The 26,041-nt window shown below is 61.8% G+C and carries 28 protein-coding genes and 1 pseudogene; 19 read left to right on the top strand and 10 right to left on the bottom strand.

Annotated features, from left to right (window positions below; all coding sequences use genetic code 11):
- Positions 1-55 precede the first annotated feature (55 nt).
- Both EGO55_RS07185 and EGO55_RS07180 read right to left on the bottom strand, forming a co-directional pair.
- Positions 56-478 carry a hypothetical protein gene (locus EGO55_RS07185; protein WP_021691471.1) on the bottom strand — a complete coding sequence of 141 codons (423 nt, stop codon included), beginning with the start codon at positions 476-478 and terminating at the stop codon, positions 56-58.
- A gap of 24 nt (positions 479-502) precedes the next feature.
- Positions 503-1,006, bottom strand: a complete 504-nt coding sequence (locus tag EGO55_RS07180; RefSeq protein WP_021691472.1) for an SspB family protein — start codon at positions 1,004-1,006, stop codon at positions 503-505.
- Positions 1,007-1,112: 106 nt separating this feature from the next.
- Between EGO55_RS07180 and hisB the strand changes: the two genes are divergently transcribed.
- The 14 genes from hisB (at position 1,113) to EGO55_RS07110 (ending at position 11,084) form a co-directional block, all read left to right on the top strand.
- Positions 1,113-1,706: an imidazoleglycerol-phosphate dehydratase HisB gene (gene hisB, locus EGO55_RS07175; protein WP_021691473.1), complete on the top strand. Its 594-nt coding sequence runs from the start codon at positions 1,113-1,115 to the stop codon at positions 1,704-1,706.
- Positions 1,699-2,328, top strand: a complete 630-nt coding sequence (gene hisH, locus EGO55_RS07170) for an imidazole glycerol phosphate synthase subunit HisH (protein ID WP_021691474.1) — start codon at positions 1,699-1,701, stop codon at positions 2,326-2,328. The genes hisB and hisH overlap by 8 nt, the downstream gene beginning before the upstream one ends.
- A gap of 2 nt (positions 2,329-2,330) precedes the next feature.
- Positions 2,331-3,059, top strand: coding sequence for a 1-(5-phosphoribosyl)-5-[(5-phosphoribosylamino)methylideneamino]imidazole-4-carboxamide isomerase (gene hisA / locus EGO55_RS07165; protein WP_021691475.1), 729 nt, complete (start codon positions 2,331-2,333; stop codon positions 3,057-3,059).
- Between the two features lie 4 nt (positions 3,060-3,063).
- On the top strand, positions 3,064-3,822 hold the full coding sequence (hisF, locus tag EGO55_RS07160; RefSeq protein ID WP_021691476.1) for an imidazole glycerol phosphate synthase subunit HisF: 759 nt from the start codon (positions 3,064-3,066) through the stop codon (positions 3,820-3,822).
- Positions 3,823-3,928: 106 nt separating this feature from the next.
- Entirely contained in the window at positions 3,929-4,255 is a 327-nt protein-coding gene (locus EGO55_RS07155; protein WP_021691477.1) for a phosphoribosyl-ATP diphosphatase, read from the top strand.
- The gene (locus EGO55_RS07150) at positions 4,252-4,632 is read left to right on the top strand and encodes a histidine triad nucleotide-binding protein (RefSeq protein ID WP_021691478.1); all 381 of its coding nucleotides are present in this window, start codon (positions 4,252-4,254) and stop codon (positions 4,630-4,632) included. The genes EGO55_RS07155 and EGO55_RS07150 overlap by 4 nt, the downstream gene beginning before the upstream one ends.
- A 216-nt stretch (positions 4,633-4,848) precedes the next feature.
- Complete coding sequence (locus EGO55_RS07145) at positions 4,849-5,334, top strand: YbgC/FadM family acyl-CoA thioesterase (RefSeq protein WP_021691479.1); 486 nt, start codon at positions 4,849-4,851, stop codon at positions 5,332-5,334.
- A complete protein-coding gene (gene tolQ, locus EGO55_RS07140) occupies positions 5,331-6,041 on the top strand; it encodes a protein TolQ (RefSeq protein WP_021691480.1) in 711 nt (236 codons plus the stop codon). The genes EGO55_RS07145 and tolQ overlap by 4 nt, the downstream gene beginning before the upstream one ends.
- Complete coding sequence (locus tag EGO55_RS07135) at positions 6,041-6,493, top strand: ExbD/TolR family protein (RefSeq protein WP_021691481.1); 453 nt, start codon at positions 6,041-6,043, stop codon at positions 6,491-6,493. Before tolQ ends, EGO55_RS07135 begins: the two co-directional genes overlap by 1 nt.
- A gap of 8 nt (positions 6,494-6,501) precedes the next feature.
- On the top strand, positions 6,502-7,419 hold the full coding sequence (locus EGO55_RS07130) for an energy transducer TonB (RefSeq protein WP_021691482.1): 918 nt from the start codon (positions 6,502-6,504) through the stop codon (positions 7,417-7,419).
- Positions 7,420-7,421: 2 nt separating this feature from the next.
- The gene (gene tolB, locus EGO55_RS07125; protein WP_021691483.1) at positions 7,422-8,780 is read left to right on the top strand and encodes a Tol-Pal system beta propeller repeat protein TolB; all 1,359 of its coding nucleotides are present in this window, start codon (positions 7,422-7,424) and stop codon (positions 8,778-8,780) included.
- 67 nt (positions 8,781-8,847) lie between these two features.
- Positions 8,848-9,348, top strand: a complete 501-nt coding sequence (gene pal / locus EGO55_RS07120) for a peptidoglycan-associated lipoprotein Pal (RefSeq protein WP_021691484.1) — start codon at positions 8,848-8,850, stop codon at positions 9,346-9,348.
- 93 nt (positions 9,349-9,441) lie between these two features.
- Positions 9,442-9,975 (top strand): J domain-containing protein, encoded by a 534-nt coding sequence (locus EGO55_RS07115; protein WP_021691485.1) that lies wholly within the window; start codon positions 9,442-9,444, stop codon positions 9,973-9,975.
- Positions 9,976-10,064: 89 nt separating this feature from the next.
- Complete coding sequence (locus EGO55_RS07110; RefSeq protein WP_084620332.1) at positions 10,065-11,084, top strand: MBL fold metallo-hydrolase; 1,020 nt, start codon at positions 10,065-10,067, stop codon at positions 11,082-11,084.
- A gap of 47 nt (positions 11,085-11,131) precedes the next feature.
- Here the strand turns inward: EGO55_RS07110 and EGO55_RS07105 are convergent, their stop codons facing one another.
- The 5 genes from EGO55_RS07105 to pdeM form a co-directional block, all read right to left on the bottom strand.
- Positions 11,132-11,791, bottom strand: a complete 660-nt coding sequence (locus EGO55_RS07105; RefSeq protein WP_021691487.1) for a transporter — start codon at positions 11,789-11,791, stop codon at positions 11,132-11,134.
- A gap of 89 nt (positions 11,792-11,880) precedes the next feature.
- A complete protein-coding gene (locus EGO55_RS07100; protein WP_021691488.1) occupies positions 11,881-12,687 on the bottom strand; it encodes a COG4705 family protein in 807 nt (268 codons plus the stop codon).
- 199 nt (positions 12,688-12,886) lie between these two features.
- A complete protein-coding gene (locus EGO55_RS07095; protein ID WP_021691489.1) occupies positions 12,887-14,293 on the bottom strand; it encodes an SLC13 family permease in 1,407 nt (468 codons plus the stop codon).
- Positions 14,294-14,355: 62 nt separating this feature from the next.
- Complete coding sequence (gene infC, locus EGO55_RS07090; RefSeq protein ID WP_021691490.1) at positions 14,356-14,877, bottom strand: translation initiation factor IF-3; 522 nt, start codon at positions 14,875-14,877, stop codon at positions 14,356-14,358.
- A 116-nt stretch (positions 14,878-14,993) separates the two neighbouring features.
- Complete coding sequence (gene pdeM / locus EGO55_RS07085) at positions 14,994-15,686, bottom strand: ligase-associated DNA damage response endonuclease PdeM (protein ID WP_021691491.1); 693 nt, start codon at positions 15,684-15,686, stop codon at positions 14,994-14,996.
- A 45-nt stretch (positions 15,687-15,731) separates the two neighbouring features.
- Between pdeM and hemF the strand changes: the two genes are divergently transcribed.
- Positions 15,732-16,589 carry an oxygen-dependent coproporphyrinogen oxidase gene (gene hemF, locus EGO55_RS07080; RefSeq protein ID WP_021691492.1) on the top strand — a complete coding sequence of 286 codons (858 nt, stop codon included), beginning with the start codon at positions 15,732-15,734 and terminating at the stop codon, positions 16,587-16,589.
- Here the strand turns inward: hemF and EGO55_RS07075 are convergent.
- On the bottom strand, positions 16,525-17,346 hold the full coding sequence (locus EGO55_RS07075) for an SDR family NAD(P)-dependent oxidoreductase (RefSeq protein WP_161566034.1): 822 nt from the start codon (positions 17,344-17,346) through the stop codon (positions 16,525-16,527). The two genes, hemF and EGO55_RS07075, sit on opposite strands and share 65 nt — an antisense overlap.
- A complete protein-coding gene (locus EGO55_RS07070; protein WP_021691494.1) occupies positions 17,343-18,146 on the bottom strand; it encodes a sugar phosphate isomerase/epimerase family protein in 804 nt (267 codons plus the stop codon). Before EGO55_RS07070 ends, EGO55_RS07075 begins: the two co-directional genes overlap by 4 nt.
- A gap of 316 nt (positions 18,147-18,462) precedes the next feature.
- Between EGO55_RS07070 and EGO55_RS07065 the strand changes: the two genes are divergently transcribed.
- Entirely contained in the window at positions 18,463-19,971 is a 1,509-nt protein-coding gene (locus tag EGO55_RS07065) for a flavin-containing monooxygenase (protein ID WP_021691495.1), read from the top strand.
- A gap of 30 nt (positions 19,972-20,001) precedes the next feature.
- Here EGO55_RS07065 and EGO55_RS07060 read toward each other — a convergent pair whose 3' ends face one another.
- Positions 20,002-21,030 carry a helix-turn-helix domain-containing protein gene (locus EGO55_RS07060; RefSeq protein WP_021691496.1) on the bottom strand — a complete coding sequence of 343 codons (1,029 nt, stop codon included), beginning with the start codon at positions 21,028-21,030 and terminating at the stop codon, positions 20,002-20,004.
- 150 nt (positions 21,031-21,180) lie between these two features.
- Here EGO55_RS07060 and EGO55_RS07055 point away from each other — a divergent pair, with 150 nt between their 5' ends.
- The 3 genes and pseudogenes from EGO55_RS07055 (at position 21,181) to EGO55_RS21720 (ending at position 25,692) form a co-directional block, all read left to right on the top strand.
- The gene (locus tag EGO55_RS07055; protein WP_021691497.1) at positions 21,181-23,313 is read left to right on the top strand and encodes a PQQ-dependent dehydrogenase, methanol/ethanol family; all 2,133 of its coding nucleotides are present in this window, start codon (positions 21,181-21,183) and stop codon (positions 23,311-23,313) included.
- Complete coding sequence (locus tag EGO55_RS07050; protein ID WP_021691498.1) at positions 23,310-24,269, top strand: alpha/beta hydrolase; 960 nt, start codon at positions 23,310-23,312, stop codon at positions 24,267-24,269. The genes EGO55_RS07055 and EGO55_RS07050 overlap by 4 nt, the downstream gene beginning before the upstream one ends.
- A pseudogene (locus tag EGO55_RS21720) lies at positions 24,266-25,692 on the top strand (aldehyde dehydrogenase family protein). Before EGO55_RS07050 ends, EGO55_RS21720 begins: the two are co-directional and overlap by 4 nt.
- Positions 25,693-26,041: the final 349 nt, after the last annotated feature.

The raw sequence follows: 26,041 nt of genomic DNA, 5'->3' as shown, positions 1-26,041 counted from the left end.
CGGGAATCAAGCAGGGACTGCGCCCTGCTGCCCGATTTTTGCCTGCCTGCAGGCTTCAGCTTTCTCCGGGCAGCTTATCCGGGGTTGGGGCCGATGATAAGGCGGCCCGCCGCGCCTGTCGCCGTGCACGGGCCCGATCGAGCATGATCTTGCCGGCCATGCCGCTGCCGACAACCAGCATTCCGGGCAGGGAGTGTGCGGCAATGCGGCTTATGCCCATGGAGAAAAGGCGTTTTCCGAGACCCCGTTTGGCGACGATCGTTTTGGCGGTCTTGGGATCATAGCGCTGGTTCAGCAAGGCCTGCTCTATCGCCATGCGCGCCATCACGGTCGCGCCGCGCAGCACGATATCGGTTAGCAGGAGGTTGGTGGCCGGGTCCGTGCTCGGCCCGGCAATGCCTTTTTTCGCGGCCTGCCGTGCGGTGGGCGGGGGTTTACGCCGTTTCCTGATCAGCGATTTCCTGACGGCCTTGACCATGCTCCACCCTCGGTGGCGGCGTTGCTACTTCTTGCGGCCGAAATCGATGGTGACGACATTGGAGCCGTCATCGCTGGTGGCAGCGGCGGGTCTGTCGTCGGTTTCGGGCGAATCATTTTCCGCATCGTCATGCGGTTCGGGCGCCATATCCGGCACGGAGGCCTGGAATTGCAGGCCGAAATCGACCGCCGGATCGACGAAAGCGGTGATCGCCGCGAAGGGAATCACCAGCTTGGCGGGAATCTGGTTGAAGCTCAGCCCGACCGAGAAGAATTCTTCCCCGACCGTCAGTTCCCAGAACTTGTTCTGGAGGACGATGGTCATTTCATCAGGGAAACGTTCGCGCAGGTGGGCCGGGATGGAAACCCCCGGCGCCCCGGTCTTGAACGTGACGTAGAAATGGTGATTCCCCGGCAATGTGCCCCCGGAATCGACAATCTGGCCCAAAACTCTGCCAACAACGGCACGCAGGGCTTCCTGCACGATTTCATCGTAGGGGATCAGGCTGTCAGGTGTTTCGTCGCTCATGCCCTAAAAGTGGCCCCGGCGCGTGGACCGGTCAAGCGCAAAGCGTATGTCGCAGCACAGTCACGCGGATATTGCGCTTATCGGCTATGGGCCTATAGGCGGGCGCATGCGTACAGGGACGATCAATCGCAAGACCAGCGAGACTGAAATTGCCGTCGAGGTGAATCTCGACGGAACCGGCGCCTATGAGGTTTCGACCGGTATCGGCTTTCTCGATCATATGGTGGAACAGTTTTCCCGCCATTCGCTGATCGATGTGAAGCTGAAGGTTTCCGGTGATCTCCATGTCGATCAGCACCACACGACGGAAGACAGCGCCATTGCGCTGGGGCAGGCCATTTCCCAGGCATTGGGCGACAAGGCGGGCATCGGCCGTTACGGCACGGCCTATTCCCCGATGGACGAGGCGCTGGCGCGCGTATCGCTGGACATTTCCGGACGGCCCTGGCTGGTCTGGAAGGCGGGTTTCAGCCAGCCCCGGCTGGGTGAAATGGATGCCGAACTGTTCGAACACTGGTTCCAGTCGATCGCACAGGCGATCGGCATCACGCTGCATATCGAACTGCTCTATGGGCAGAACAATCACCATATCATCGAAGGTATCTACAAGGGCTTTGCCCGTGCCATGCGGCAGGCGGTAGAACTGGACCTGCGCAAGGGCGGGGCCGTGCCCTCGACCAAGGGGCAGCTTGGTGGCTGAGGTTATCGCTCTCGTCGATTACGGCGCGGGCAATCTCCATTCCGTGCACAATGCGCTGATGGCAGCGGGCGGCGCGGGGGTGAAAGTCACCGCCGATCCCGATACCGTCAGGGCCGCCGACCGGATCGTGCTGCCCGGTGTGGGTGCGTTTGGCGCCTGTGCGGCCGGATTGCGGGCTATCCCCGGTCTGGTCGATGCGATGACCGAGCGGGTGCATGTGGGCGGCGCACCGTTCCTCGGGATTTGCGTGGGCATGCAATTGCTGGCCACGCGCGGGCTGGAACATGGCGTGACCGAAGGGCTGGGCTGGGTGCCGGGCGAAGTGCGCCTGATCGAACGCACGGACCCGGCGATCAAGATTCCGCATATGGGCTGGAACGATGTGGTGCCTGCGCGCCATGATGATGGCGCGGCGCTGATTGCACCGGGCGAAGCCTACTTCCTGCATTCCTATCACTTTCAGCCTGACGATGGCCGCCACGTTGCCGCGATGACCGATCACGGCGGTGGACTGGTGGCCGCCGTGGCGCATGACAATCTGCTGGGCGTCCAGTTCCACCCTGAAAAGAGCCAGGGTTATGGGCTGGAGCTTCTGGCGCGTTTCCTCGACTGGAATCCCTGACCATGATCGTATTTCCCGCCATCGACCTCAAGCAGGGCCAGGTGGTCCGCCTTGCCGAAGGCGATATGGATCGCGCCACCGTTTATGGCGATAATCCCGCCGCACAGGCGATGCTCTTTGCCGAAGCGGGATCGCAATATCTGCATGTTGTCGATCTCGACGGATCTTTTGCCGGTCGCGCGGAAAACCGCGAAGCGGTCGAGGCGATCCTCGAAGCGTTTCCGGGGCATGTGCAACTGGGCGGCGGCATCCGTACGCGCGAAGCGGTGGAAGGCTGGTTCGATCTGGGCGTCAGCCGGATTGTCATGGGCACGGCGGCGCTGAAAGACCCGCAGTTCGTGAAAGACATGGCCGCGGCTTTCCCGGGCGGGATCGTGGTGGCGGTCGATGCGCGCGATGGCATGGTTGCCACCGAAGGCTGGGCCGAAGTGTCCGATGTCTCGATTGTCGATATGGCGCGCCGGTTCGAGGATGCGGGCGTGGCCAGTCTGCTGTTCACCGATATCGGGCGCGATGGCCTGCTCAAGGGCTGCAATATCCATGCCACCGTGGAACTGGCGCGGCAAACCGACCTGCCGGTCATCGCCAGTGGCGGGGTCAAGGGGCTGGATGATATCCGCCTGCTGGCCGTCCATTCCAGCGACGGGATCGAAGGCGTGATCACCGGGCGCGCGCTCTATGACGGGCGTCTCGATCTGGCTGCGGCGATTGCCATGGCGCAGAAGGGGTGATCCCATGACTGTCCGCGTCCGTGTCATTCCCTGTCTCGACGTTGCCGATGGCCGTGTGGTCAAAGGGGTCAACTTCGTCGATCTGAAGGATGCGGGCGATCCGGTGGAACAGGCGCGTGCCTATGACGCCGCCGGGGCGGACGAACTGTGTTTCCTCGATATTTCTGCCAGCCATGAAGGGCGCGGGACCCTGCTCGATATCGTGCGGCGCACGGCGGAAGTCTGCTTTATGCCGCTGACCGTGGGGGGTGGGGTGCGCAGTGTGGACGATGCGCGGGCGCTGCTCCTGGCCGGGGCGGACAAGGTCGCGGTCAATTCCGCCGCCGTATCGCGCCCGGAAGTCGTCGCTGAAATCGCGGACAAATTCGGCAGTCAGTGCATTGTCGCATCGGTCGATGCCCGGCGGCAGGAGGGGCATTGGGAAATCTTCACCCATGGCGGGCGTAAGCCCACCGGGATCGACGCGGTGGAACATGCCGCGCGCCTGGCCAAACTGGGTGCAGGGGAACTGCTGGTCACCTCGATGGACGGGGATGGGACCAAGGCGGGCTACGATCTCGACCTGACCCGCACGATCGCCGATCTGGTGAGCGTTCCGGTGATTGCCAGCGGCGGTGTGGGTACGCTCGATCATCTGGTCGAAGGCGTGACCAGGGGCCATGCCAGCGCGGTTCTCGCCGCCTCCATTTTCCACTTCGGCACCTATACCATTGCCGAAGCGCACGCGGCGCTGCGTGCGGCGGGGCTGCCTGCCCGCGCCTGAACGCGCGTGCCGGTTGCGGCCGGATCGGGGCTGCATCATCATCCACAGGGCGGTTCACCGGGCGAGGCGGCTTGACCAGCGCGCCCGCGCGATACATGGATCGGGGATGAGCAGTTCGCCCGATACTCTGGCCCGTCTGGAACAGACCATCGCCAGTCGCCGCGCCGCCGCGCCGGATCAAAGCTATGTTGCGCAGCTCAACGCCCGTGGCCTGCCGGTCATCGCGCGCAAGCTGGGCGAAGAGGCGGTGGAAACCGTCATCGCCGCGTTGAGCGGCAGCCGCGAGGAACTGGTGGGCGAAGCGGCCGACGTGATCTTTCACCTGATGGTCCTGCTGGCCGCGAAAGATGTCGCGCTGGCCGATGTGCTGGCCGAACTCGACCGGCGCGAAGGCGTGTCGGGAATCGCAGAAAAAGCCTCGAGGAACGCATGACCCCGGTCGATCCCACACTGCCTTACGACGATCAGAACATCTTCGCGAAAATCCTGCGCGGCGAGATTCCGTGTACCAAGGTCTATGAAGATGAATGGGCTTTCGCCTTTCTCGACATCAATCCGCAGGCGCCCGAACATATTCTGGTCGTGCCCAAGGGGCCCTATGTCAGCTGGGACGATTTCAGCCTAACGGCCAGCGCGGAGGAAATCGCCGGTTTTATCCGTGCCGTGGGCAAGATTGCGCGGGAAAAGGGGCTGGTCGAACCGGGTTACCGCGCGATTGCCAATATCGGCCCCAATTCCGGGCAACTGGTGCCCCATCTGCACGTGCATATCTGCGGTGGCCGCCCGCTGGGCCGGATGATCCCCGAATAAGGGGTCTGCTTGCGCCTGAATGCGGTGTTTTTGCGCCATGCTGACAACATCCGATTTGCCGGACGACTCGCAGTAAGGCTAGAGTCAGGATTCATCCACCACAGGGGCTTTGCGGGTACCGCAAGGTACGCAGGCAGCAAGGGCGGGGAATGTGACGCGATACGGTGACCAGCGAGTGCGATATGCGCCTCATGTCCGGCCAAAGGGCCCCGTGCAATGACTGGTCTTGCCATGCCTGTTCCCGATACCGCGCAGGTTCTGCCGTGCGAAGGGCACTTGCGCGATGGCACGCATCGTGTCCTGTTGCGCGCCTACTTCGACGATACTGATGCGGGCGGGGTGGTCTATCACGCCAATTACCTGCGCTGGTTCGAGCGTGGCCGATCGGCGATGTTGCGCCAGCTCGGGCTGGACCAGTCGCGCGCGCTGGCCGACGGTCTCGGGGCCTATGCCGTGACCGAGATGGCTATCCGGTACCTGCGCCCTGCGCGGCTGGGCGATGCCGTGGAAATCACCACGCGGATCACGGAACTGCGTGCCGCCAGCTGGCGCGTGGAACAAAAGGCCCTGTGCGGCGATACCATTCTGGCGGATGCGGCGATCCGGATCGGCTTCGTTGCGCCTGATGGCCGCCCTGCCCGCCATCCTGCCGGATGGCACGCGAAATTACAGACAGTTCTTGCCCCCGAAGGAGCAGCATGACCGACCTCGCTATCCTGTCCGCCGCCGCAGCTGCGGCCGCCCCGACCCGGTTGGACCCGGTAAAACTGTTTCTGGATGCCGATATCGTTGTCCAGCTTGTCATGGCCGGTCTTTTGCTGGCCAGTATCTGGGTGTGGATGATCATCATCTCGTTCTCGATGCGTATCGGGGCAGCCCGCAGGCGGTCCAGCGAATACGAAGCGCATCTGTGGGAACAGAGCGACGAGCGCCCGGTGGAAGAGCAGAAACCCCGTTCCGCAAGCCCGGCAGGGCGCGTTGTCGCCGCCGGTCTCGAAGAATGGCGGCTGTCGACCAAAGGGGCGGGTTACGATGTCGATGGTGCGCGCCAGCGCATCGCCGGGGCGATGGAAGGCCAGATCGGCGTGGAAGCCGATACGCTGGCCGAACGCCTGAACTTTCTGGCCACGATCGGTTCGGTGGCCCCGTTTATCGGCCTGTTCGGGACCGTCTGGGGGATCATGAACAGCTTCTTCCAGATCGGGCAGCAGCAGAATTCCTCGCTGGCCGTGGTCGCACCGGGTATTTCGGAGGCGCTGTTCGCCACCGCGATCGGCCTGTTTGCCGCCATTCCCGCCGTGATTGCCTACAACCGTTTTTCGCAGCAGGTGAACGTGTTTGAAGCCCGGTTGCAGCGTCTTGCCGACAAGGTTCACGCGCAGCTTAGCCGCCAGATGGACGCCGACTGATGGCGATGGGTCTCAGCGCCTCAGGCAGGCGCGGGCGGCGCGGCGGTTCGCGCCGTGCCCCGATGGCCGAAATCAACGTCACCCCGCTGGTGGACGTGATGCTCGTCCTGCTGATCATCTTCATGGTCACTGCGCCGCTGCTGACCTCGGCCGTGCCGGTGGATCTGCCCGACAGCCGGGCCAGCGCGATGGAACAGGAACCCGATCAGATCACGATCTCGATCGCCGCCGATGGCGGGATCTATATCGATGACGATCCGGTTGCCCCCGGCACTTTGCCTGACCGGCTTGCTGCGCTCCCGCGCCAGGCGTCGGGTGAACCGCCGCTGATTACGCTGCGGGCGGATCGTGCGCTGGATTATGGCCGGGTCATGTCGGTCATGGGTGAGCTGAATCGTGCGGGTCTCAATGCGATCTCGCTGGTCACCAACAGTTCAGAAACCGCCCCATAGGCAGGGTTATGGCTTCGGCAGTGATCCGTCCTGAAGAACGCACCGGCCTTGCCGTGGCCGTGGTGCTGCACGTGGCGCTGGTCGCCATGCTGCTGCTGCAGCCAGAGCCCGCGCGACAGCTGAAAACGCCGGAGCGGATGACGGTCAGCCTTGTGGAAGATGTCGGGCTGACCTCCACTGGCCCCGTGGTCGCACAAAAGACGCAAGCCGCAGTGGCCCCGACGATTTCGGAAGAGATTGCCCCGCCTGCGCCGTCAGAACCCACCCCGGCGCCGCAACCGGAACCGCGCGAAGTGCCCCAGCCCGCACCACCAAAGCCTGTACCGTCCAAGCCCACGCCGCCCCAGCCCGCACCGCCAAAACCCACGCCAAAGCCCAGTCCGAAACCCGTGCCCAAGCCGGTTGCGAAACCGGCCCCGGCCAAGCCGCAGCCGCAGCCGGCCAAACCGGCGGCGAAACCGGCTCCGGCGAAACCAGCACCGGCCAAGCCAGCACCGGCCAAGCCCGCTGCTGCGAAGCCGGGCGGGGGCAGCAAGCTGGGTGACGATTTCCTCAAGGGCGCGAACTTTGGCGATGCCAAGGCCGATGCGGCGGTTCCGGCGTCACAGATCGGGGCGCAGGCCAAGGCATCGCTCAATCAGGCGATTTCCCGGCAGCTCAAGCCGCACTGGTCCAGCCCGCAGGGGGCCGATGCGGAATTGCTGGTGACGGTGCTGGCTTTCGATCTCAACCGCGACGGGACCCTTGCCGGGGCGCCGCGCGTTGTCAGTCAAAGCGGCGTCACCGATGCCAATCGCGCGCAGGCCAGCCGTCACAAGGAGCTGGCGATCCGTGCCGTGCAATTGGCGGCGCCCTTTGACTTGCCACCTGAATATTACAATGCTTGGAAGCGTGTGACTGCATTCCGTTTCGACAGAAAGATGTGACAGTGAAAAAACTAATTGCTTGCATCGCTTTTGCCATCACCGTTCCCGCCTCCGCGCAGAACGCACCGACCATTCCGGCCACGCCTGCCGAAGAAGGGCTGACCGGCAGCGTCACGGACGAAAAGGAATGGCAGGATCTGGGCATTGCGATCCCCGCTTTCGCAACGGATGCCAACAAGCCCACCCCGGCCAATGCCCAGGGCACCGGCGCGCTGGGTGTGGAAGTGGCCCGGGTTATCACGGCCGATCTGCGCAACAACGGGTTGTTCATGCCGGTGGGGCCGGATGCTCTGCCGCGCCCGACTTATCCCGAAATTCCCGCGCCGAACTGGGGCACATGGTCCGGGCGCAGCGCGGAAATGCTGGTCCAGGGGCATGTCAACGCCGAAGCCGATGGCAATATCACGGTGAGCTGCCATCTCTATGACGTGAACCTGCGGCAGGAACTGGTGAACAAGGACTGGCGGCTGGCACCGTCGGACTGGCGGCGCGGCGCGCACAAATGCGCCGATCTCGTCTATTCGCGTCTTTCGGGCGAAAATCCGTTCTTCGACAGCAAGATCGCCTATATCGCCGAAACCGGGCCGAAGGGTAACCGGACCAAGCAACTGGCGATTATGGATTCGGATGGGGCGAACCACCGGTTCATCACCACGGGCAAGGCCACGGCGCTCACCCCGCGGTATTCGCCCGATTACAAATCGATCGTCTATCTCAGCTATCTCAACGGCAATCCGCGGATTTACGTTTACGATCTGGTGGCAGGGACGCAGCGGCTGGTGACGCAGAGCACCAACCCGACCTTTGCCCCGCGCTGGTCGCCCGATGGCCGGACCATTCTCTATTCGATGGCGGTCAACGGCAACACCGACATCTATTCCGTGTCGGCGCAAGGCGGGCAGAGCAAGCGCCTGACCGATGCGCCAGGCATCGATGTCGGTGGCAGCTATTCACCCGATGGCAGCCAGATCGTGTTTGAAAGCGATCGTTCGGGCAGCCAGCAGCTCTATGTGATGAACGCGGATGGTACGAACCAGCGCCGGATCAGCTTCTTCGGCGGCCGTGCGGCGACGCCGGAATGGAGCCCGCGCGGCGACCAGATCGCGTTCACGCATATCGCAGGCAATTTCCGTGTCGGCCTGATCAGCCCGAGCGGCGGCAATCTGCGGCATCTGACCGACAGTTGGCAGGACGAGGCGCCGACCTGGTCGCCGAATGGCCGTATTATCCAGTTTTTCCGCACGGAACGGGGTTCCGGGCGTGCATCGCTGTGGCAGGTCGATCTGACGGGGCGTAATCTGCGCCGTCTGCCGACACCGGTGGATGCGTCGGACCCCGCGTGGGGACCGGTTTTACCGTAAGGATGTTTTGAGGGCGTTGGGGCGAACGAACTGAGTGAACAGCGGTAATTATCAAGGAGAAAAGAGCATGAGAAGGAAACTTGCCACCACTGTCGTTGTTGCGAGCGCCATGGCGCTGGCGGCATGTCAGAGCAAGGCTCCCGACACGCTGCCCCCACAGCCCGCGGGTTCGACCCCGCCGCCGGATTCCGCCGGCCCGATCCCCGGGAGCCAGGCCGATTTTCTGGCGCAGATGAGCGGCCGTCAGGTGATCTATTTCGACACCGATCGCTACAACATCGATTCCGCCGATATCGCGGCCTTGCAGGCGCAGGCGCAATGGATGCAGCAGTACCCCAACAAGCGCGCCACGATCGAAGGCCATTCCGACGAACGCGGAACGCGGGACTACAACCTCGCGCTGGGTGAACGCCGGGCCAATGCGGCCAAGAACTATCTGGTGAGCCTGGGTGTGGACGCGAGCCGTCTGTCGACCGTTTCCTATGGTAAGGAACGGCCCGAGGCACTGGGTTCGGATGAATCCGCCTGGTCCAGAAACCGCCGCGCGGTGACGATCACGATCGACTGATCGGTCGAAATTTTTTGTTGTGGAAGGCCGGTATCCGCTGGAATAGCGGGCCGGCCTTTACTATTCTGGTGCGATGTATCCGAGGCATTCCTGATGGCCCGTCCCCGCCGATCCAATGATTGGGGTTTCCCGCGCTGGCGTAGCTATGGCAGCACGAGCGAAGCCGCGCAGGTGCGCCTGTGCGACCGGCACGGTTGCACCGAGGCGGGCAATTGCCCCGCACCGAAAGCCCCGAACAGCCCCGATCGCTGGTATTTCTGCCAGAACCATGCGGCCGAATACAATTCGAAGTGGGACTACTTCGCCGGACTGGACGAGGCGGAGGCTGCGGAACGCGCGAAAAACGAACAGCGCGACAATTCGGGTTTTGCCGAATCCACCTATTACGGCTGGACCGGATCGGGCGATGGCAGCCGCAGCGCGGACGAAATGCGCGCGTTGGAGGTTCTTGGGCTTGAGGCTGACGCCGATTTCGACGCGATAAAGAAGGCGTGGCGGAACAAGGCCAAGGAAGTCCATCCCGATGTTCGCCCCGGCGACGAACAGGCGGCGCAGGAATTCCTCAAACTGCAATTGGCCTACGATGTCCTGCGCCAGGCGGAAGAACGCCGGGAGTGGCGCGGCTAGCCTATCTGTCCGGGCGGAATAATGACAAGTAGATTGACATAATTGCCCGATGCTGGAATCCTCCCATAAAACGGAGAGGAATCATCATCATGCCCTGCAAACGAACCATGCTTATGGCCTTGCTCGCGGCGGGCGCGGCGCTTGTGCCCCAGACGCCGCTGGTGGCGCAGGATGCCCCCACAGCGGCGCGGAAATCAGAAGACGGGGTCAGCGAACGTCTGGTGCTGCTGGGAACGGGCGGCGGTCCGATTGTGCGGGAAACCCGCTCGCAGCCGGCCAATCTGCTGCAGGTCGGTGGCAAGACCTATATCATCGATCTGGGCGATGGCACGCCGCGCCAACTGGTGCGCGCAGGGGTGAAGCTGAACAGGGTCGATGCCGTGTTCCTCACGCATCTCCATTTCGATCATACCGCAGGCACCATGGGGTTCATCGCGCTCGACTGGCAGGACAGGCGCAAGGAGCCTGTTCGTTTTTACGGGCCACCGGGTACGCAGCAACTGGTCGATCGCACCCTGCAGGCATTGGCAAGCGGAGAGGCGATTTTTCGCCCGCAGTTGCCCGATCTGCCCGCGATGCGGACGGTATTCTCCGGTGAAGACTGGGATGTCACCACGCCGCGCACGGTTTACCGGGATGACATGGTGCAGGTGCTGGCGGTCGAGAATTCCCATTATGGCACCATGCATATGACGCCAACCGACCATGGTATGGACCGGTCCTATTCGTACCGGTTCAACACGCCGACACGTTCGAACGTGTTCACCGGCGATACCGGCCCCAGCAGCGCCGTGGAGAAACTGGCGCGCGATGCCGACGTTCTCGTCAGCGAGATCATCGACATCGACGCTTTGATTGCCAGCCTGCGCAAACGCCAGACCGCGACCGGCATCGATCAGCAACCGCTTATCGATCATATGATCGATGAACACCTCACGCCGGAAAACGTGGGGCGGATGGCGGCAAACGCGCGGGTCAGGAAAGTGGTGCTGACGCATTTCGCCACCCCGCCGGGCACAGAAACATTTGACCGAACCGCTATCCTTGCAGCCATTCGCAAGCATTACGCTGGCCCGGTCGAATTCGGGGAGGATCTGGCCGCCTATTGAGCGGTGCGCTGTCGCTGCAAACCGCCTGCGAGATCGCCCGGCATGGCTTAAAAATCCATGCCGAGCGCCATAAAGGTGTGAAAGCTTGCCGCGCCACCGGCATCGTCAAATGTGGGGCCGCCCGACAGAAGCAGGCGGAACGGCCCTTTCACATTATAAATCAGCCCTATGCCAAGACTGGTTGATCCGCTGCCGCCGACTTTATCCGCACCTTGTCGGCTCGCCTCGATCCCGATCAGCAACCGGGGTGTCATCTGACGGGACAGGGCGATGCCCCCTGTCCAGTAGTTGCGATTGTCGTGGCCCGGATTGATGGCATAGCCGCCGCCGCCGAACAGCGACCATGGCCCGAAATCCTTCTGGCCCCACAAGGGCAGAAGCGCCGTCACCTTGCCGCTTCCCATCCCGTTGGTGCCCGTTGGCAGAGTGATACCGGGAAAGGCTGCGATGGAAAGCCCGGCATCCTCGTCATGAAAGAAGCGGTATTTCACCGAAACGGCGGCATCGCCTGCCCCCCATTGCATTCCCGCGCTGTCATGGGTGTAGGCCATCGGCAGGCCTATTGTGATCTGCACGTCCGGCGCCGCACCATAATTGATTTCAGCGGCGACAGAGCCTTCGACGTTTTTCCCTTGGCCTGACGCTTCGATCAGTGGCGCGTAGATTTCCCAATGCCCCGTATCGGTCGGTTCCGGATCGTCGGTCATGAATGGTGGCCCGGCCCAGAGGGGGGCCGGCGTGCATAGCACAAGCCATCCGGCAAAGCGGAAAGTGTGGACCCGCCTTCTGGCCACAGTCAGGCCGCTTGTTCCGGCTGCGTGGGCGCGGCTTTTTGCCGGGTGATCAGGATCAGGCCGATAATCGCGATGCCCAGCACCAGAGATGCGCCTACTCGACTGAGTTCAAGGCCGCCTTTGGCCAGGGGCTTGTCGAGAAAGTCGCCCACAACTGCCCCCAGCGGCCGAGTCAGGATGAAGGCTGCCCAGAACAACAGCACATGGCTGATACGGGTGCGATAGTAGGCGAGTGCGAGCAGGGCCAGCACGCTTCCGAAAATCACCGCCGACCCCAGATAGCCGAGTGGCCCGTCCGCGACCCAGTCGCCCAGCGCGGTGCCAAGCGTCTGCGAGAAAGTGATGGTCAGCCAGTAATAGAGTTCGGCCCGGGGTTCATGCACGGAACTGATCGAAATCGTGCCCAGCGCGCGATGCCAGACGAACAACGACAGCAGCACGGCCCCCAGCAGCAGGATCGATCCACCCGGATAGCCGATGCCCAGCGAACGGGTGGCGAAATCGGCCATGGTCGTGCCCGCCGTTGTCGAGGCAATGATCGTGGCCCAGTAAAGCCAGGGATTGAAACGCGTGGCGCGGATTTGCAGGAACACCAGTATCGCCAGAACGCTGCCGAATATCGCTGTCCCGATCAGATAACCGCCTTGCCAGAAGGATGTCGGCGCACTGGCGGTGGTTTCCCCCAGCCAGGACATCGACACGCTGTCGCCTGCCGTTTCGCCAAATGTGGTGGCCAGAATTTTGATGATCCAGAAGCCCAGTGTCACAGCCGGGACTTTGGTCAGCGCCGCTTTGAACTCTTCGCTCATGCACAGTTTCTCCTGCCTCGCATGATAGCGCCGCGAAGCTGGGCTGACGGGGACGATACACACGCAAGACAATACACAAACCCTATTTGATAAGAGAATATCCAACAGGTAATCGGCGTCTGCCCGTCACGGCCCCAGCGTTTGTGAAGGGCATTTGTTCCCAGGCGTGCCTATGAAAACGACGCGGTTGCGCGGCGATCTAGCCTGCAATGGCGGCAACGCCCCAGATCACGCCCACGATCAGCAGAATGCCTGACAGGTCGAGCAGAAGCCCGGCCTTCAACACGCGGGGCAGGGCCACATGACGGGTGCCCCAGGCAATGGCATTGGGGCCGGTGCCTGAAGGCAGCATGAAGCCCCAGCTTGCCGCGAACGCAGCGGGAAGCGCCAGAAGCACCGGATCGGCACCCAGCGCAACGACCAGCGCGCCCACCACTGGCATGATCGCGCTGGCAGCGGCGATATTGCTGGCGAATTCGGTGACCACCACGACAAACCCGACAATGATGATCGCAAGCAAGACCAGCGGGATGCCTGACAGCGGCAGCAGCATCTGACCGAACCAGTCGGCAAGGCCGGATTGGCTCATGCCCATGGCCAGCGCCAGACCGCCGCCGAACATCAGGACGACATCCCACGGCGCGCGGTTTGCTTCCGGCCAGAGCAGCATGGGCCGCCCGGTGCCATCGGGCAGCATGAACAGCAAAAGGCCCGCAATCGCTGCAATCGTGCCGTCCGTCAGGCTGCCTTTGGGCAAGACGGTTTCCAGCAGTGGTTGCAGCAGCCAGGCCAGAACGGTCAGCGCGAACAGCGCGGCCAGGCGTTTTTCCGGGACAGTCCAGGCGGGCGCATGGGCGATTGCCTCGCGTGCGGCGACCGGATCGAAATCGTCGTCGTCCAGTTTCTGGATACGGGCGATGATCCACCCCGCCAATGGCACGCCGATCAGGACGACGGGCATGCCATACATGCTCCATTCGGCGAACCCGATTTCCATCCCCAATGTCTGTTCCAGCAAGCCGGCGGCGATGGCATTGGTGGGTGTGCCAACCATGGTGCCATAGCCGCCGATCGTGGCGGCGAAAGCGACACCCATGGGCAGGGCACCCGCCATGCCGGTGGTGCGACCTTCCTCGACCCCGCCCGAGGCCAACATGGCAAGCGCCATGGGCATCATGATAAACGCGGTCGATGTGTTGGAAATGACGGTGGAGATAAGCGCGGTTGCCATCATCACCGCAAACAGAAGCTGGCGCGGGCTGCCGCTGGCCCGGCGCAGGATCGCCAGCGCCAGACGCCGGTGCAATCCGGTCCGTTCAATCGCCAGCGCCAGAAATGCACCGCCCACGAACAGGAACATGATCGGGGAATAGTACGCCGCTGCGGTCTTGTTGGCATCCGCCACGCCCAACAGCGGCAGGAGAATGAACGGCAGGATGGCGGTGGCGGTCAGGGGGATCGCTTCTGTCATCCACCATGCGGCCATCAGGATGACCAGCCCTGCGACCGACCATGCCTGTGCAGGCATGGCGCCGGGTGCGGGAAACAGAACAGTCGCGAGAAATCCGGCCAGCCCAAGCCAGAAGCCGATCCGGCGTGCAGACATGCGCGCGTCCCCCTCTCCCCCCGGTGGCCGCCCCTTTGCGGGGTCGGCCGGTCAGGCGCCGGTTACTTCGGCGCCAGGACCATCAACATCTGGCGTCCCTCGAGTCGCGGGTACGCTTCGACCTTGGCGACTTCGGCCACATCATCCTGAACCCGGCGCAGCAAATCCATGCCCAGTTGCTGGTGGCTCATTTCACGACCGCGGAAGCGCAGGGTTACCTTCACCTTGTCGCCATCTTCGATGAAGCGGTACACATTGCGCATCTTCACGTCATAATCGTGCGTGTCGATATTGGGGCGCATCTTGACCTCTTTGATGTCCTGGGTCTTCTGCGTCTTGCGTGCGGCATTGGCCTTTTTCTGCGCTTCGTAGCGATATTTGCCAACGTCGAGGAACTTGCACACCGGCGGATCCGCATTGGGCGAAACCTCAACCAGATTGAGGCCGACATCGGCCGCCTGTTCAATCGCTTCGCGCGTGTACATCACGCCGATATTTTCGCCGCTTTCGTCAATGACGCGGACTTTATCGGACTGGATCATATGGTCGAAGCGGGGCCCGCTCTTGACGGGCGGCGCCATCATGCGCCGGGGTGGACGAGGTATAGCAGGTTCTCCTTGGGTGTTACTTTGCTGGCGCCTCTTAAAGAGATTCGTGCGCCAGTGAAAGGGGGTCGCTTACAGCTTTCCGGCCGTATTGATCAGTTTGTTGCGCGCCACAGTGGAAATCTGGCCAGCTGGCCCCGCGCGGGCAGAACCGCGTCGATCGAACGGGCAGGCTGCATCGCGGATACAATCGCCGGATCGCCAGCGTCCATGCCGCCCGTCAAGGCGCCGAAGGCGGGCAGGATCATGCGGTTCGGGCCATCTGCCCCATGGGCGATCACCGCGCAGGGGCGGCGAATGTTGCGTTCGCGTATGCGCACCCGCAGGCGGGGATGGAAATGGCCCGACAGTTCAGGACGGGTTTCCCCTGGTGTTGCACGATGCCGCAGGACAATGCCGGCATCTTCGGCTTCCTCCACCACGCTGCCAATCCCGGCGGGCGCGCCGTGGGCATCGTGATTGCCGGTTATCCAGACCCAGTCGGTCGCCCGGGTGAGCGCTTCCAGCATGCCAGCGGCATGGGGTTCCATCCGGGCGAATCCCTCGTCATCGTGGAAACTGTCGCCCAGGCAAAAGACCCGAATGGCGCCCGTTTCGCGAATGGCATCCGCCAACCGCCCCAATGTTTCGCGGCTGTCATAGGGCGGCAGCATCTGTCCATATGTGGCAAAGAAGCTCGCCTTTTCAAGGTGCAGATCCGCAACCAGCAGCGCGGACGCACGGGGGCGAAATAATGCGCCCGAACGCGTCAGCCACCAATCTTCACCAACGAACGAAAGGGGAACCATCGCTTGTGCTTGCCGTAAGCCGTGCAACTTGGCAAGGCCGTATCCATGACTGACTGGACAGCCCAAACCGCCCAAGCCAAGCAATGGTTCGAAAGCCTACGCGACGATATCTGCGCTGCATTCGAAGCGATCGAGCGCGAGGCAGGCAGCGATGCCGCATTCGAATATACGCCGTGGGATCGGGAAACGGACGATGCCTCGGAAGGCGGCGGCGGTGTCCGCGGGGTGATGAAGGGCAAGGTCTTCGAGAAGGTTGGTGTCAATGTCTCAACCGTGCGCGGGGATTTCGCGCCGGAATTCGCCCGAACGATCCATGGCGCCGGTGCGGAAAATCCCGGCTTTACCGCCACCGGTATCAGTCTGGTGGCGCACATGGCCAATCCGCATGTGCCCGCTGTGCATATGAACACGCGTTTCCTGACCACCAGCAAGGCATGGTTCGGGGGGGGCGCCGATCTCAACCCGCCGATCCCCTATGACGAGGATACGGGCGATTTTCATGCGGCTTTCCAGCAGGCTTGCGATGCCCATGATCCCGAATACTATCCGCGCTACAAACAATGGGCCGACGACTATTTTTTCATTCCCCATCGTAATGTGCATCGCGGCGTAGGCGGGATATTCTACGATCATCTCGAATGCGCCGATCACGCCGCGTGGGAACGCCATTTTGCCTTCACGCGCGATGTCGGTTCCGCCTTCCTGACCATTTTCCCGCAGCTCGTGCGTCGGCGCATGGGCCATGCGTTCACCGCTGAAGATAAGCAGCGCCAGCTGGAATGGCGCGGCCGCTATGCGGAATTCAATCTGGTTTATGATCGTGGCACCCTGTTCGGGCTCAAGACGGGCGGGAACATTGATGCCATTTTGATGAGCCTGCCGCCCGAAGCGGTGTGGCGCTGAGATGGCGCACGGCAGGCCGGTCAGCCTGCCGTATACCCCCGTCGACAGAGATCACCGCGCCATTGACGAAGGATGATCGCGGCGACACCAGCCACAATACGGCGTCGGCGATTTCCGACGGTTCGGCCAGCCGCCGCATCGGGCAACTGGCGACAATGTGATCGCGCAGCACCGGATTGTCGGTCATGACCTTTTCCAGAAGATCGGTACGGGTGCCGCCCGGACAGACGATATTGGTGCGGATGTTGTCTTCGCCGAACTGGATCGCCGCTGTGCGGGTCAATCCGGTCACGGCGTGTTTGCTGGCGGCATAGACCGGCCGGGTCGCCGTGCCGACCAGCGCGGCCACCGATCCGATATTGACGATCGCGCCGCTTTTCCGGGGGCGCATCAGGGCAATCGCGTGCCGCATGCAGTGATAGACACCCTTGAGATCGACATCGATCGTCCGGTCCAGCGGGCCGGCCAGCCATTCTTCCGATGGTTCGGTCTCGATATCGATTCCGGCATTGTTCACGGCAAAATCGAGGTCCCCAAACCGGTCTTCGATCGTGGCGAAAGCCCTGGCCACGGCCTGTTCGTCGGAAACATCCACGTTCAGCGCCAGTGCTGTCCCCGTGGGGGCATCGTCAGGGGAAAGGTCGAAGACCACGACTTGCGCGCCTTCCCCGATCAATGTTTCGGCGATGGCGCGGCCGATCCCGCTGCATCCGCCCGTGACGACACCGACGTGTCCGTTGATCTGGAACCCGGTCACAGCCCAGATTCCACGCGTTTGAGAAGGTCCCGCGTGGCAGCCATGGCTTCCTTTGCCCGTTGCAGGGGCGGTTGCCCCTGTTCCTGCCGGTCCAGACTGGGCACTTCCACGCCCAGTTGTACGTCGGCTGGCACCGCCCGCAGAATTTCGGCCAGCGGGAATTCGCCTTCGCAGGGATAGAGGCGATTGGCGGTTGCTTCGACGCCGATTTCATCCTCGGCAATGGCAAGCAGCCCGTCGCAAAGCTGCACATATCCGATAGTGGCAGGGGCAATCGCCGCGATGCTTTCCGGTGAACCGCCGGTGCGGATCAGATGGAGGCAATCCAGCACCAACCGGGCATCGACCCCGGCGGCGTCGATCAGCGCCACACCATCGGCCAGTGTCCGTGTCGCGCCCATCGAAATGGGCTCGACATAGGTCGCCATGCCGAGCCGCGCGCAGAGTTTGTGAAAAGCGGCAAGCCGCTCTGCAATGTCTGATCTGTGCGGGCCGAAATTGATAGCCGTGGCCGATTGCGCGCCGAGCGCAGCACCGAATGCCAGCGTATCCTCGAACGCGCTGACGGGGTGGTCGCTGTTGATATTGAAGACTTCAAGATTGCCGAGCGCAATACCATTGGCCGCAAGCGCACTGGCAATATCGCGCGCCATGGCAGGGGTGGCGAGCATTGGCGGGAACAGCGCCGGTGGCTGGACCCAGAGGCTGATCGAACCATATCCCGTTCGCGCCGCATATTCGATCAGCTCGACCGGAGTTGCATCGGGCAGTGTCAGGCAATCCAGACTTATGGGCTTCATACAATGGCCTTCATGCGGTTGATCCTCTCGTGACGGGCGCGCGTCCCACGCCTTTGTTGTCCTGGCGCAGCGCGCGGCATAGCCGTTCCCGTTTCCCGATTAATTACGGTGTTCTACCAGTATTGTCAAAATATGGATTGCGGTTGGCACCGGGCGGAACCCGCGCTCGCTCGCGCGGTGCTGCTGGCCGGAAGAGGCAGATTCTTGGCGGGGTAAGATGTGGAGATACGGCTTGCGGGTCGGCAGATTGGCGCAAGCTGGTGCAGAAATCCTTTTTCCGCACCGGAACACTATAAGGACGGCAGAGGAGTCGGAAGTGAGCGAAGTCCTGGAGCAACAAAGGCAGGATAACACGGGTGCGTATGAGGAATTCGACGTCCTGATCATCGGGGCGGGAATTTCCGGCATCGGCAGCGCGTATCACCTGAAGACGCAATGTCCGGGCAAGAGCTTTGTTGTCCTGGAAGCGCAATCGCAGTTCGGCGGAACCTGGCGGACACACAAGTATCCGGGGGTTCGGTCGGATTCCGATCTCTACACGTTCGGGTATCGCTTCAAGCCCTGGGTCGGGCCGCCCATCGCCACCGCACAAGAAATTCGCAAGTATCTGGATGATGTCATTCATGAAAACGGGCTGGACAGGGCCATTCGCTACAGCACGAAAATCAGGCGCTGTTCGTGGTCCAGCAGCGATAACCGGTGGACCGTGGAAACGACCGGTGCGGACGGCGAACCGGGCAAGACCTACCGCTGCAACTTCCTGTGGATGTGTCAGGGCTATTACGACCACGATAATCCCTACCTGCCGCAATGGCCCGGTATTGAGAATTTTCAGGGCGAACTGATCCACGCGCAAAAATGGCACGACAAGGTGGATTACAAGGGCAAGCAGGTGGTTGTGATCGGGTCGGGTGCGACAGCGGCAACGGTTATCCCCGCCATGGCCGACGATGCTGCGCATGTTACCATGCTGCAACGTTCACCGACCTATTTCTTCTGTTACCCGAACCGCAGCGATCTGGTGGACCGCCTGCGTCTGATCGGCGTGGACGAAGATACGATCCACCGCTGTGCCCGGCTCGATTACCTGCACAATCTGCAGGCCCTGGATCACCGCTCGCGCGAGGAACCCGATGTGGTGTTCGAGGAGTTGAAAGCGCTGGTGCGACTTTATGCCGGTGACGACTTCGAGTTCGCACCGCACTTCACCCCGAAATACCGGCCTTGGCAGCAACGGCTGGCGTTCGTTCCCGATGGCGACATGTTCGTGAAAATGAAGGAAGGGAAAGTCTCGGCCGTTACGGACCGCATCGATCATTTTACGGCCGATGGCATTCATCTGGAATCGGGCGCGGATCTCAAGGCGGATCTCGTGGTGGCGGCCACCGGGTTCAATCTGCTGGTCATGGGTGGCATCGAATTTGTCGTCGATGGGAAGGCGGTCGACTGGTCCTCCACCGCCACCTATCGCGGGATGATGTTTGCGGGCGTGCCCAATCTCGTCTGGGTGTTCGGCTATTTTCGTGCAGCCTGGACCTTGCGCGTCGATCTGCTGGGCGATTTCGTGTGCCGTTTGCTGCAGCACATGCAGGAAACGGGTGTCGACAAGGTTGAAATCGCGCTGCCACGCGATGGCGTCAACGAACCGCTCAAGCCGTGGATCGAAGATGACAATTTCAATCCGGGTTATCTGGTCCGGGATATGGACAAGTTACCCAAACGGCTGGGCGACCGGCCCGAATGGCGCCACACACAGGATTACTGGCGCGAGGCTGAGGAAATTCCGGCAATCGATCTGGAAGGGCCCGAATTCGCCTATACGTGACCTGCCTGTAACCAATTCGGGCGGGCGCGCTCAGTCTATCTGCTGACGCCGATATTCGAGTGCGCCCATGCCTGACCAGCGTTTGAACGCGCGCGAGAAACTGGACGGTTCGGCAAAGCCCACGGCGAAGGCGATGGTTTCGATCGTCATCCGCCGATCGGCCAGCAGCGCCCGCGCCTGACGGTAACGGGCTTCGTCCACCAGCGTAGAAAAACGAGTGCCTTCTTCGGCGAGGCGGCGATGCAGTGTGCGTTCGGACAAGGCCAGCCTGCGTGCGGCTTCTCCGGCGCTGAGGAAATGTTCGGAACCTGCACCAAGCAGAATGGCCAGACGCTGCGTCACCGGGGCATCGGCGCGCGCCTTGCCAAGCAGGCCGTCGCAGCGTGTGCTGTAAAGGCTGGACAATTCCCCGTCAGCGAGCGGGAGTGGGCGATTTGCCGTGCCCGGCAGGAAAATCCATTGTGTCCGATCCGCATCGAATTCCACCGGGCAGGGAAAGGCTTTTTCCAGAGCGGCCCAGTTGACCGGGGGCGGCGCCGATACCGTCACGCGTTCCAGCACGGTCTGTCCAGCCATAAGATCGGAAATCAGCGTGCGTATCGCGCCAAGATCGCGATGCTGCGTGAAATTCCGCAAATGGGCAGGAAGGTCGCTGTCATCGCCGATCAATGCACAGGCCCCGTTGGCGGTGTGCACGCTGCGGTAATTGATCAGCGAATAAGTCAGCGCCTGATAGCGGCAGGCAACATCCAGCGCTTCGATCAATGTGCGTGCCGTCATCATGGCAAGGCCCAGAGTGCCATATTTGATCGAGCGATAGCGCAACCCGACATCGAACCAGAGATTGGGGTGATTCGCAGTGGTTTCGACAAAACCCTGCTGCAGCAGCAATTCATCCTGTGCCAGGAGCTCAGTGGCGCCGCCATCGAGCGAGAATGGCTTCAAGTGATTGTAAGTGCAGAAATTTTCCCAATTTACGTTGAGTTCGTTGGTCAACGCGTGACGCATAATGCGCGCGCTGAGATCGGGTAATGCGGCAAAGGGTATATTGGAGTTCATGGCGTTTCGCCCTCTCCTCTTCCCAGCTATTTTGTGTTCTGTTGCACCGAGAATAATCAGTGCTGGCAATTAACGTCAAGAAGTTGGCGGAAGCCGTCATGGTAACAAGGCGTCCGGGAAGGCAATACAATCGCATAATTGGGAGAGGTTGTGACAAAAAATCCATGGCTGGCGGCGCTGACCGCCCTGACACTCGCATGCACTGCATATGGATGTTCCCAGGTCACGGGCGGATCCGATTCGGGCGGTGCGGCCTGGGACAAATTGATCGCCTCGAGCGAGGATTCGAAAGACTGGGTGACGTACGGGGGGACGTTTGACGAACAGCGTTTCAGTCAGCTCACCCAGATTTCCGATCAGAATGTCGGCCAGCTCGGTCTCGTCTGGTCTTACGAATTCGATACCAACCGCGCGCAGGAAACCACCCCGCTCGAATATGAGGGGGTTATTTATGCGACCACCGCATGGTCGAAAGTGTTCGCCTTCGAGGCCAAAACTGGCAAGCTCCTTTGGAGCTACGATCCCGAAGTGCCGGGTGAGTACGGGGCCAAGGGCTGCTGCGATGTCGGCAATCGCGGCGCGGCGATCTATGACGGCAAACTCTATTTCGGGGCGTTTGACGGGCGTCTGATCGCTCTGGACATCAAGACTGGTAAACCGGTCTGGTCCGTGGTGACCGTCGATCAGTCCAAAACCTACACGATCACCGGGGCCCCGCGTATCGTGAAGGGCAAGGTCGTGATCGGCAACGGCGGGGCGGAACTGGGCGCGCGCGGTTATGTGACGGCCTATGACGCCCAAACCGGCAAGCAAGTCTGGCGCTTCTACACCGTACCCGGCAATCCGGCAGATGGCCCGGATAACGCCGCATCGGACAAGGTGCTGGCCGAAAAGGCCGGCAAGACCTGGTTTGGTGAATACTGGAAGACCGGTGGAGGCGGCACGGTCTGGGATTCGATCGTGTATGACCGGGAACTGGATCAGCTCTATCTCGGCGTCGGCAATGGCAGTCCGTGGAACCATAAGCTGCGCAGTGAAGGGAAGGGCGACAACCTGTTTCTTTCTTCTATTGTCGCGCTGGATCCCGATACCGGCGAATATCGCTGGCACTATCAGGAAACGCCGGGCGAAAGCTGGGACTACACCGCCACGCAGCAGATCACGCTGGCCACGCTCGATATCGATGGAAAGCCGCGCAAGGTACTGATGCAGGCGCCGAAGAACGGCTTCTTCTTCGTGATCGACCGTACTGATGGGAAGCTGATTTCGGCCAAGAACTTCGTCGACGTAAACTGGGCGACTGGTTACGATCTCAAGACCGGCCGCCCGATCGAGAACCCCAAGGCGCGCTATACCGATGGGCCGCAGGCCATCGTTCCGGGTGCCCTGGGGGCGCACAACTGGCAACCCATGGCCTTCAGCCCGAAGACGGGTCTTGTCTATATCCCCGCCAATCATGCGATCTTCGCATATGAAGACCCGGCCAAGTTCGAGGTGCGGGAAGGGCGCTGGAATCTCGGCCTGAAGACCGAGGGCACCTCGCCGCCGGACGATCCCAAGGCGATGGCGGCAACGCGCAAGCTGTTGAGCGGGCGGCTTGTGGCGTGGGATCCGATCAAGCAGCAGGAATCATGGGGCTTCGACTATGGCGAACCTTGGAATGGCGGTCTGTTGACGACGGCAGGCAATCTCGTGTTCCAGGGCGATACGAAGGGCAATCTGCGGGCTTTTGCGGCTGATAGCGGCAAGGTTCTGTGGACGGCCAATCTCGGGATGCCGATCATGGCTGCTCCGGTTACCTTTGAGGTGGATGGCGAACAATATGTGGCCGTGGCTGGTGGCTATGGTGGTGCCTATCCGCTGACGTCCGCGTTCAATGATAATCCGGGGCCGCGGCCCAACGGCAGGCTGTTCGTGTTCAAGCTGAACGCGAAAGGCGTGATGCCCAAGGTGGAACAGTTCGCTGTGGCCCCCGCCAATCCGCCTTCGGAAACCTTCACCGCAGCGCAGATCGCCCATGGCCAGCAGCTGTTCGAGCGGGATTGCTGGGTGTGCCATGGCCCCGGTGCAATCTCCAGCGGCGTGGTTCCCGATCTGCGACGGGCAGGATCGCTGTCCAGTGCGGAAGTCTGGAAATCCGTGGTGATTGACGGTGTGCTGAAGGATCGCGGGATGATCAGTTTCAGCAAGTATCTGACTGCTGACGATGCGGAAGCGTTGCGCGCCTATGTCGCGGACAGGGCGCGTATCCTGAAGCAGCAGGAAGCAGGAGCGGGGAAATGACCGCGCCCCTGGTTCTGGCAGAAACTGCCGCCGTGCTGGAATTTCTGGCAGCGCAGGAAGGCCCTCATCTCTCCGAACTGCCCGCAACGGACATGCGCGAAGTCTACCGTCAGTTGGGCGATGCCTTCGACAGCCCGGCGGAAACCGGGATCCGGACCGTGGATTTTGCCGGGCCTGACTGCGCCTTGCGCGCCTATTTTCCGGGCGCGGCGCAGCCCGGGCCTGTCATCGTGTACATGCATGGTGGGGGATGGGTGATTGGCGATCTGGAAACCCATCATGCGCTTTGCGGCCTGATTGCCCGCCTTTCCGGTTTGCGGGTGGTCGCGGTCGATTATCGCCTTGCGCCCGAGCACCCCTTCCCCCGGGCGCATGAGGATTGTCTGGCGGCGACTGCGTTCGTCGCCAGCAATCCGACCGCGCTGGAAGCGCCGGTGACCGGCATTGCGGTTGCCGGGGACAGTGCTGGCGGCAATCTGGCGTTTTTTGTCAGCGACCGGTTGGGCCGGGAGAAAGTGCTGGGGCAGTTGCTTATTTACCCCGTGGGTGATTGCACCGGGCCTGCCGAAGGATCCTATCGCGATTTTGCGGAAGGCTATCTGCTGGATCGGCGGCTGATGGATCGTTTCATCAGCGATTACCTGCCCGATACCGCTCAGACTGCTCAGCGGGATGTTTCACCGTTGCTGCATGATCTGGATACTGCAAACCTGCCGCCCGCCGTGATCATGACCGCAGGGCTCGATCCGCTGCGTGATCAGGGCCGCGAACTGGCAGATCGGATCATAGCCGGGGGTGTGGAAACCCACTATATAGAAGCAGCGGGTCTGATCCATGGCATGGCCACCATGCGCAAGGCTTTCCCATCTGGGGAACAGATACTGCGTCGCGCGATTGCGATCTTCACGGACGTGATCCGCACGGAACTGAACAAGCGAGAGGAAGGCAAGGCGTGAGAAACTATCTCGATTTTTACATCGACGGTGCCTGGGTGGCGCCGCTTCAACCGAAGCAACTGGATGTTATCAATCCGGCGACTGAACAGGTCGCCGGTCGGATCAGCCTGGGGGCGGCGGGGGATGTGGATCGGGCGGTTGCGGCCGCGCGGCGTGCGTTCAACAGCTTCAGCCGCACGTCGAAAGCCGAACGGCTTGACCTGCTCGACGCGGTAATCGCAGCCTATCAGGCGCGGGCAAAGGATCTGGCAGATGCCGTGCAGGAAGAAATGGGCGCGCCCACGGGCCTGGCGCATGCCGCGCACGTGCCGCTGGCTTTGGGGCATTTTGCGACGGCGCGTGCCTTGCTGGCCGATTTCGATCCCGATCAGATCATGGGCAGCACCAAGCTGACCAAGGAACCGATTGGCGTTGTTGGCATGATCACGCCGTGGAACTGGCCGCTCAACCAGATCGGCTGCAAGGTGGCCCCGGCGCTGGCAGTGGGGTGCACCATGGTGCTCAAGCCTTCCGAAGTCGCACCGTTCACCGGGCAGGTCTTTACCGAAATCATGCATGCCGCTGGTGTTCCTGCGGGCGTGTTCAACATGATTCAGGGCGACGGGCCGGGTGTGGGCGCCGCTATTTCTTCCCATCCGGATATCGACATGGTGTCGTTCACCGGATCGACCCGTGCCGGGGTCGACGTGGCGCGCAACGCCGCCGCAACGGTGAAGCGCGTGCATCAGGAACTGGGGGCAAGTCTGCCAACATCATTCTGGAGGATGCCGATCTGCCTGCCGCGGTGCGTCAGGGTGTCGCGGCGATGATGGTCAACGCCGGGCAGAGCTGCAACGCACCATCGCGCATGCTGGTGCCCGCATCGCGGATGGCCGAAGCCCAGGATGTCGCCCGCCAGACGATCGCGGAACAGAAAGTCGGCGCGCCAACGGACGAGGTCAATCTCGGCCCGGTGGTTTCCGATGTGCAGTGGAACCGGATCCAGACGCTGATTCAGGCTGGTATCGATGAAGGTGCTACGCTGGTCGCGGGTGGTCCGGGCAAACCTGAAGGGTTGAACCAGGGCTACTATGTCCGCCCCACGGTGTTCGGTGACGTTAACAATCAGATGACGGTCGCGCGTGAGGAAATCTTCGGGCCGGTGCTGGTCATTCTCGGTTACGACAATGAAGAACAGGCGATCGAGATCGCGAATGATACGCCTTATGGTCTGGCGGGATATGTCCAGTCCGGTAGCATTGAACATGGGCGTGACGTGGCATCGCGCATCCGTGCGGGGCAGGTTCTGCTGAACTATGCGCCGTTGGATATCAACGCTCCGTTCGGTGGCTACAAGCAGTCGGGCAACGGTCGCGAATGGGGCGAACATGCGTTCCACGAGTTTATGGAGGTGAAGGCGGTGCTCGGCTACGAGCAAGCCTGACCCCCGAAAACCACTGACAGCGGAAGAACCGCTCCGGCAGTCAGCCTGCCGGAGCGGTTTTTTCATGGGCCGCGCAGGAAACCTGCCGTCACCCGCGCGGCATGCCGTCAGCCAACTGGCAACTTACGCCAAGAAGTTGGCGGTCACCGACATGGTTTTGAGTGACGGGACACAGCACAACATACCCATACTTGGGAGAGTGTATGTGAGAATATCCGGTCGCATTGCCTGTACAGAAAAATGCTTTTCGGGCGTCGTTGCCGGACGGATCTTTCGTATTCATTTTTTCCGACACGATGTGCGTCGCGCAGATGTGGCAATATCTTAAAATAAAATGATAATATTTATC

The sequence above is a fragment of the Caenibius tardaugens NBRC 16725 genome (assembly GCF_003860345.1).
Taxonomy (GTDB): domain Bacteria; phylum Pseudomonadota; class Alphaproteobacteria; order Sphingomonadales; family Sphingomonadaceae; genus Caenibius; species Caenibius tardaugens.
This window is presented reverse-complemented; position numbering and strand designations above follow the sequence as displayed.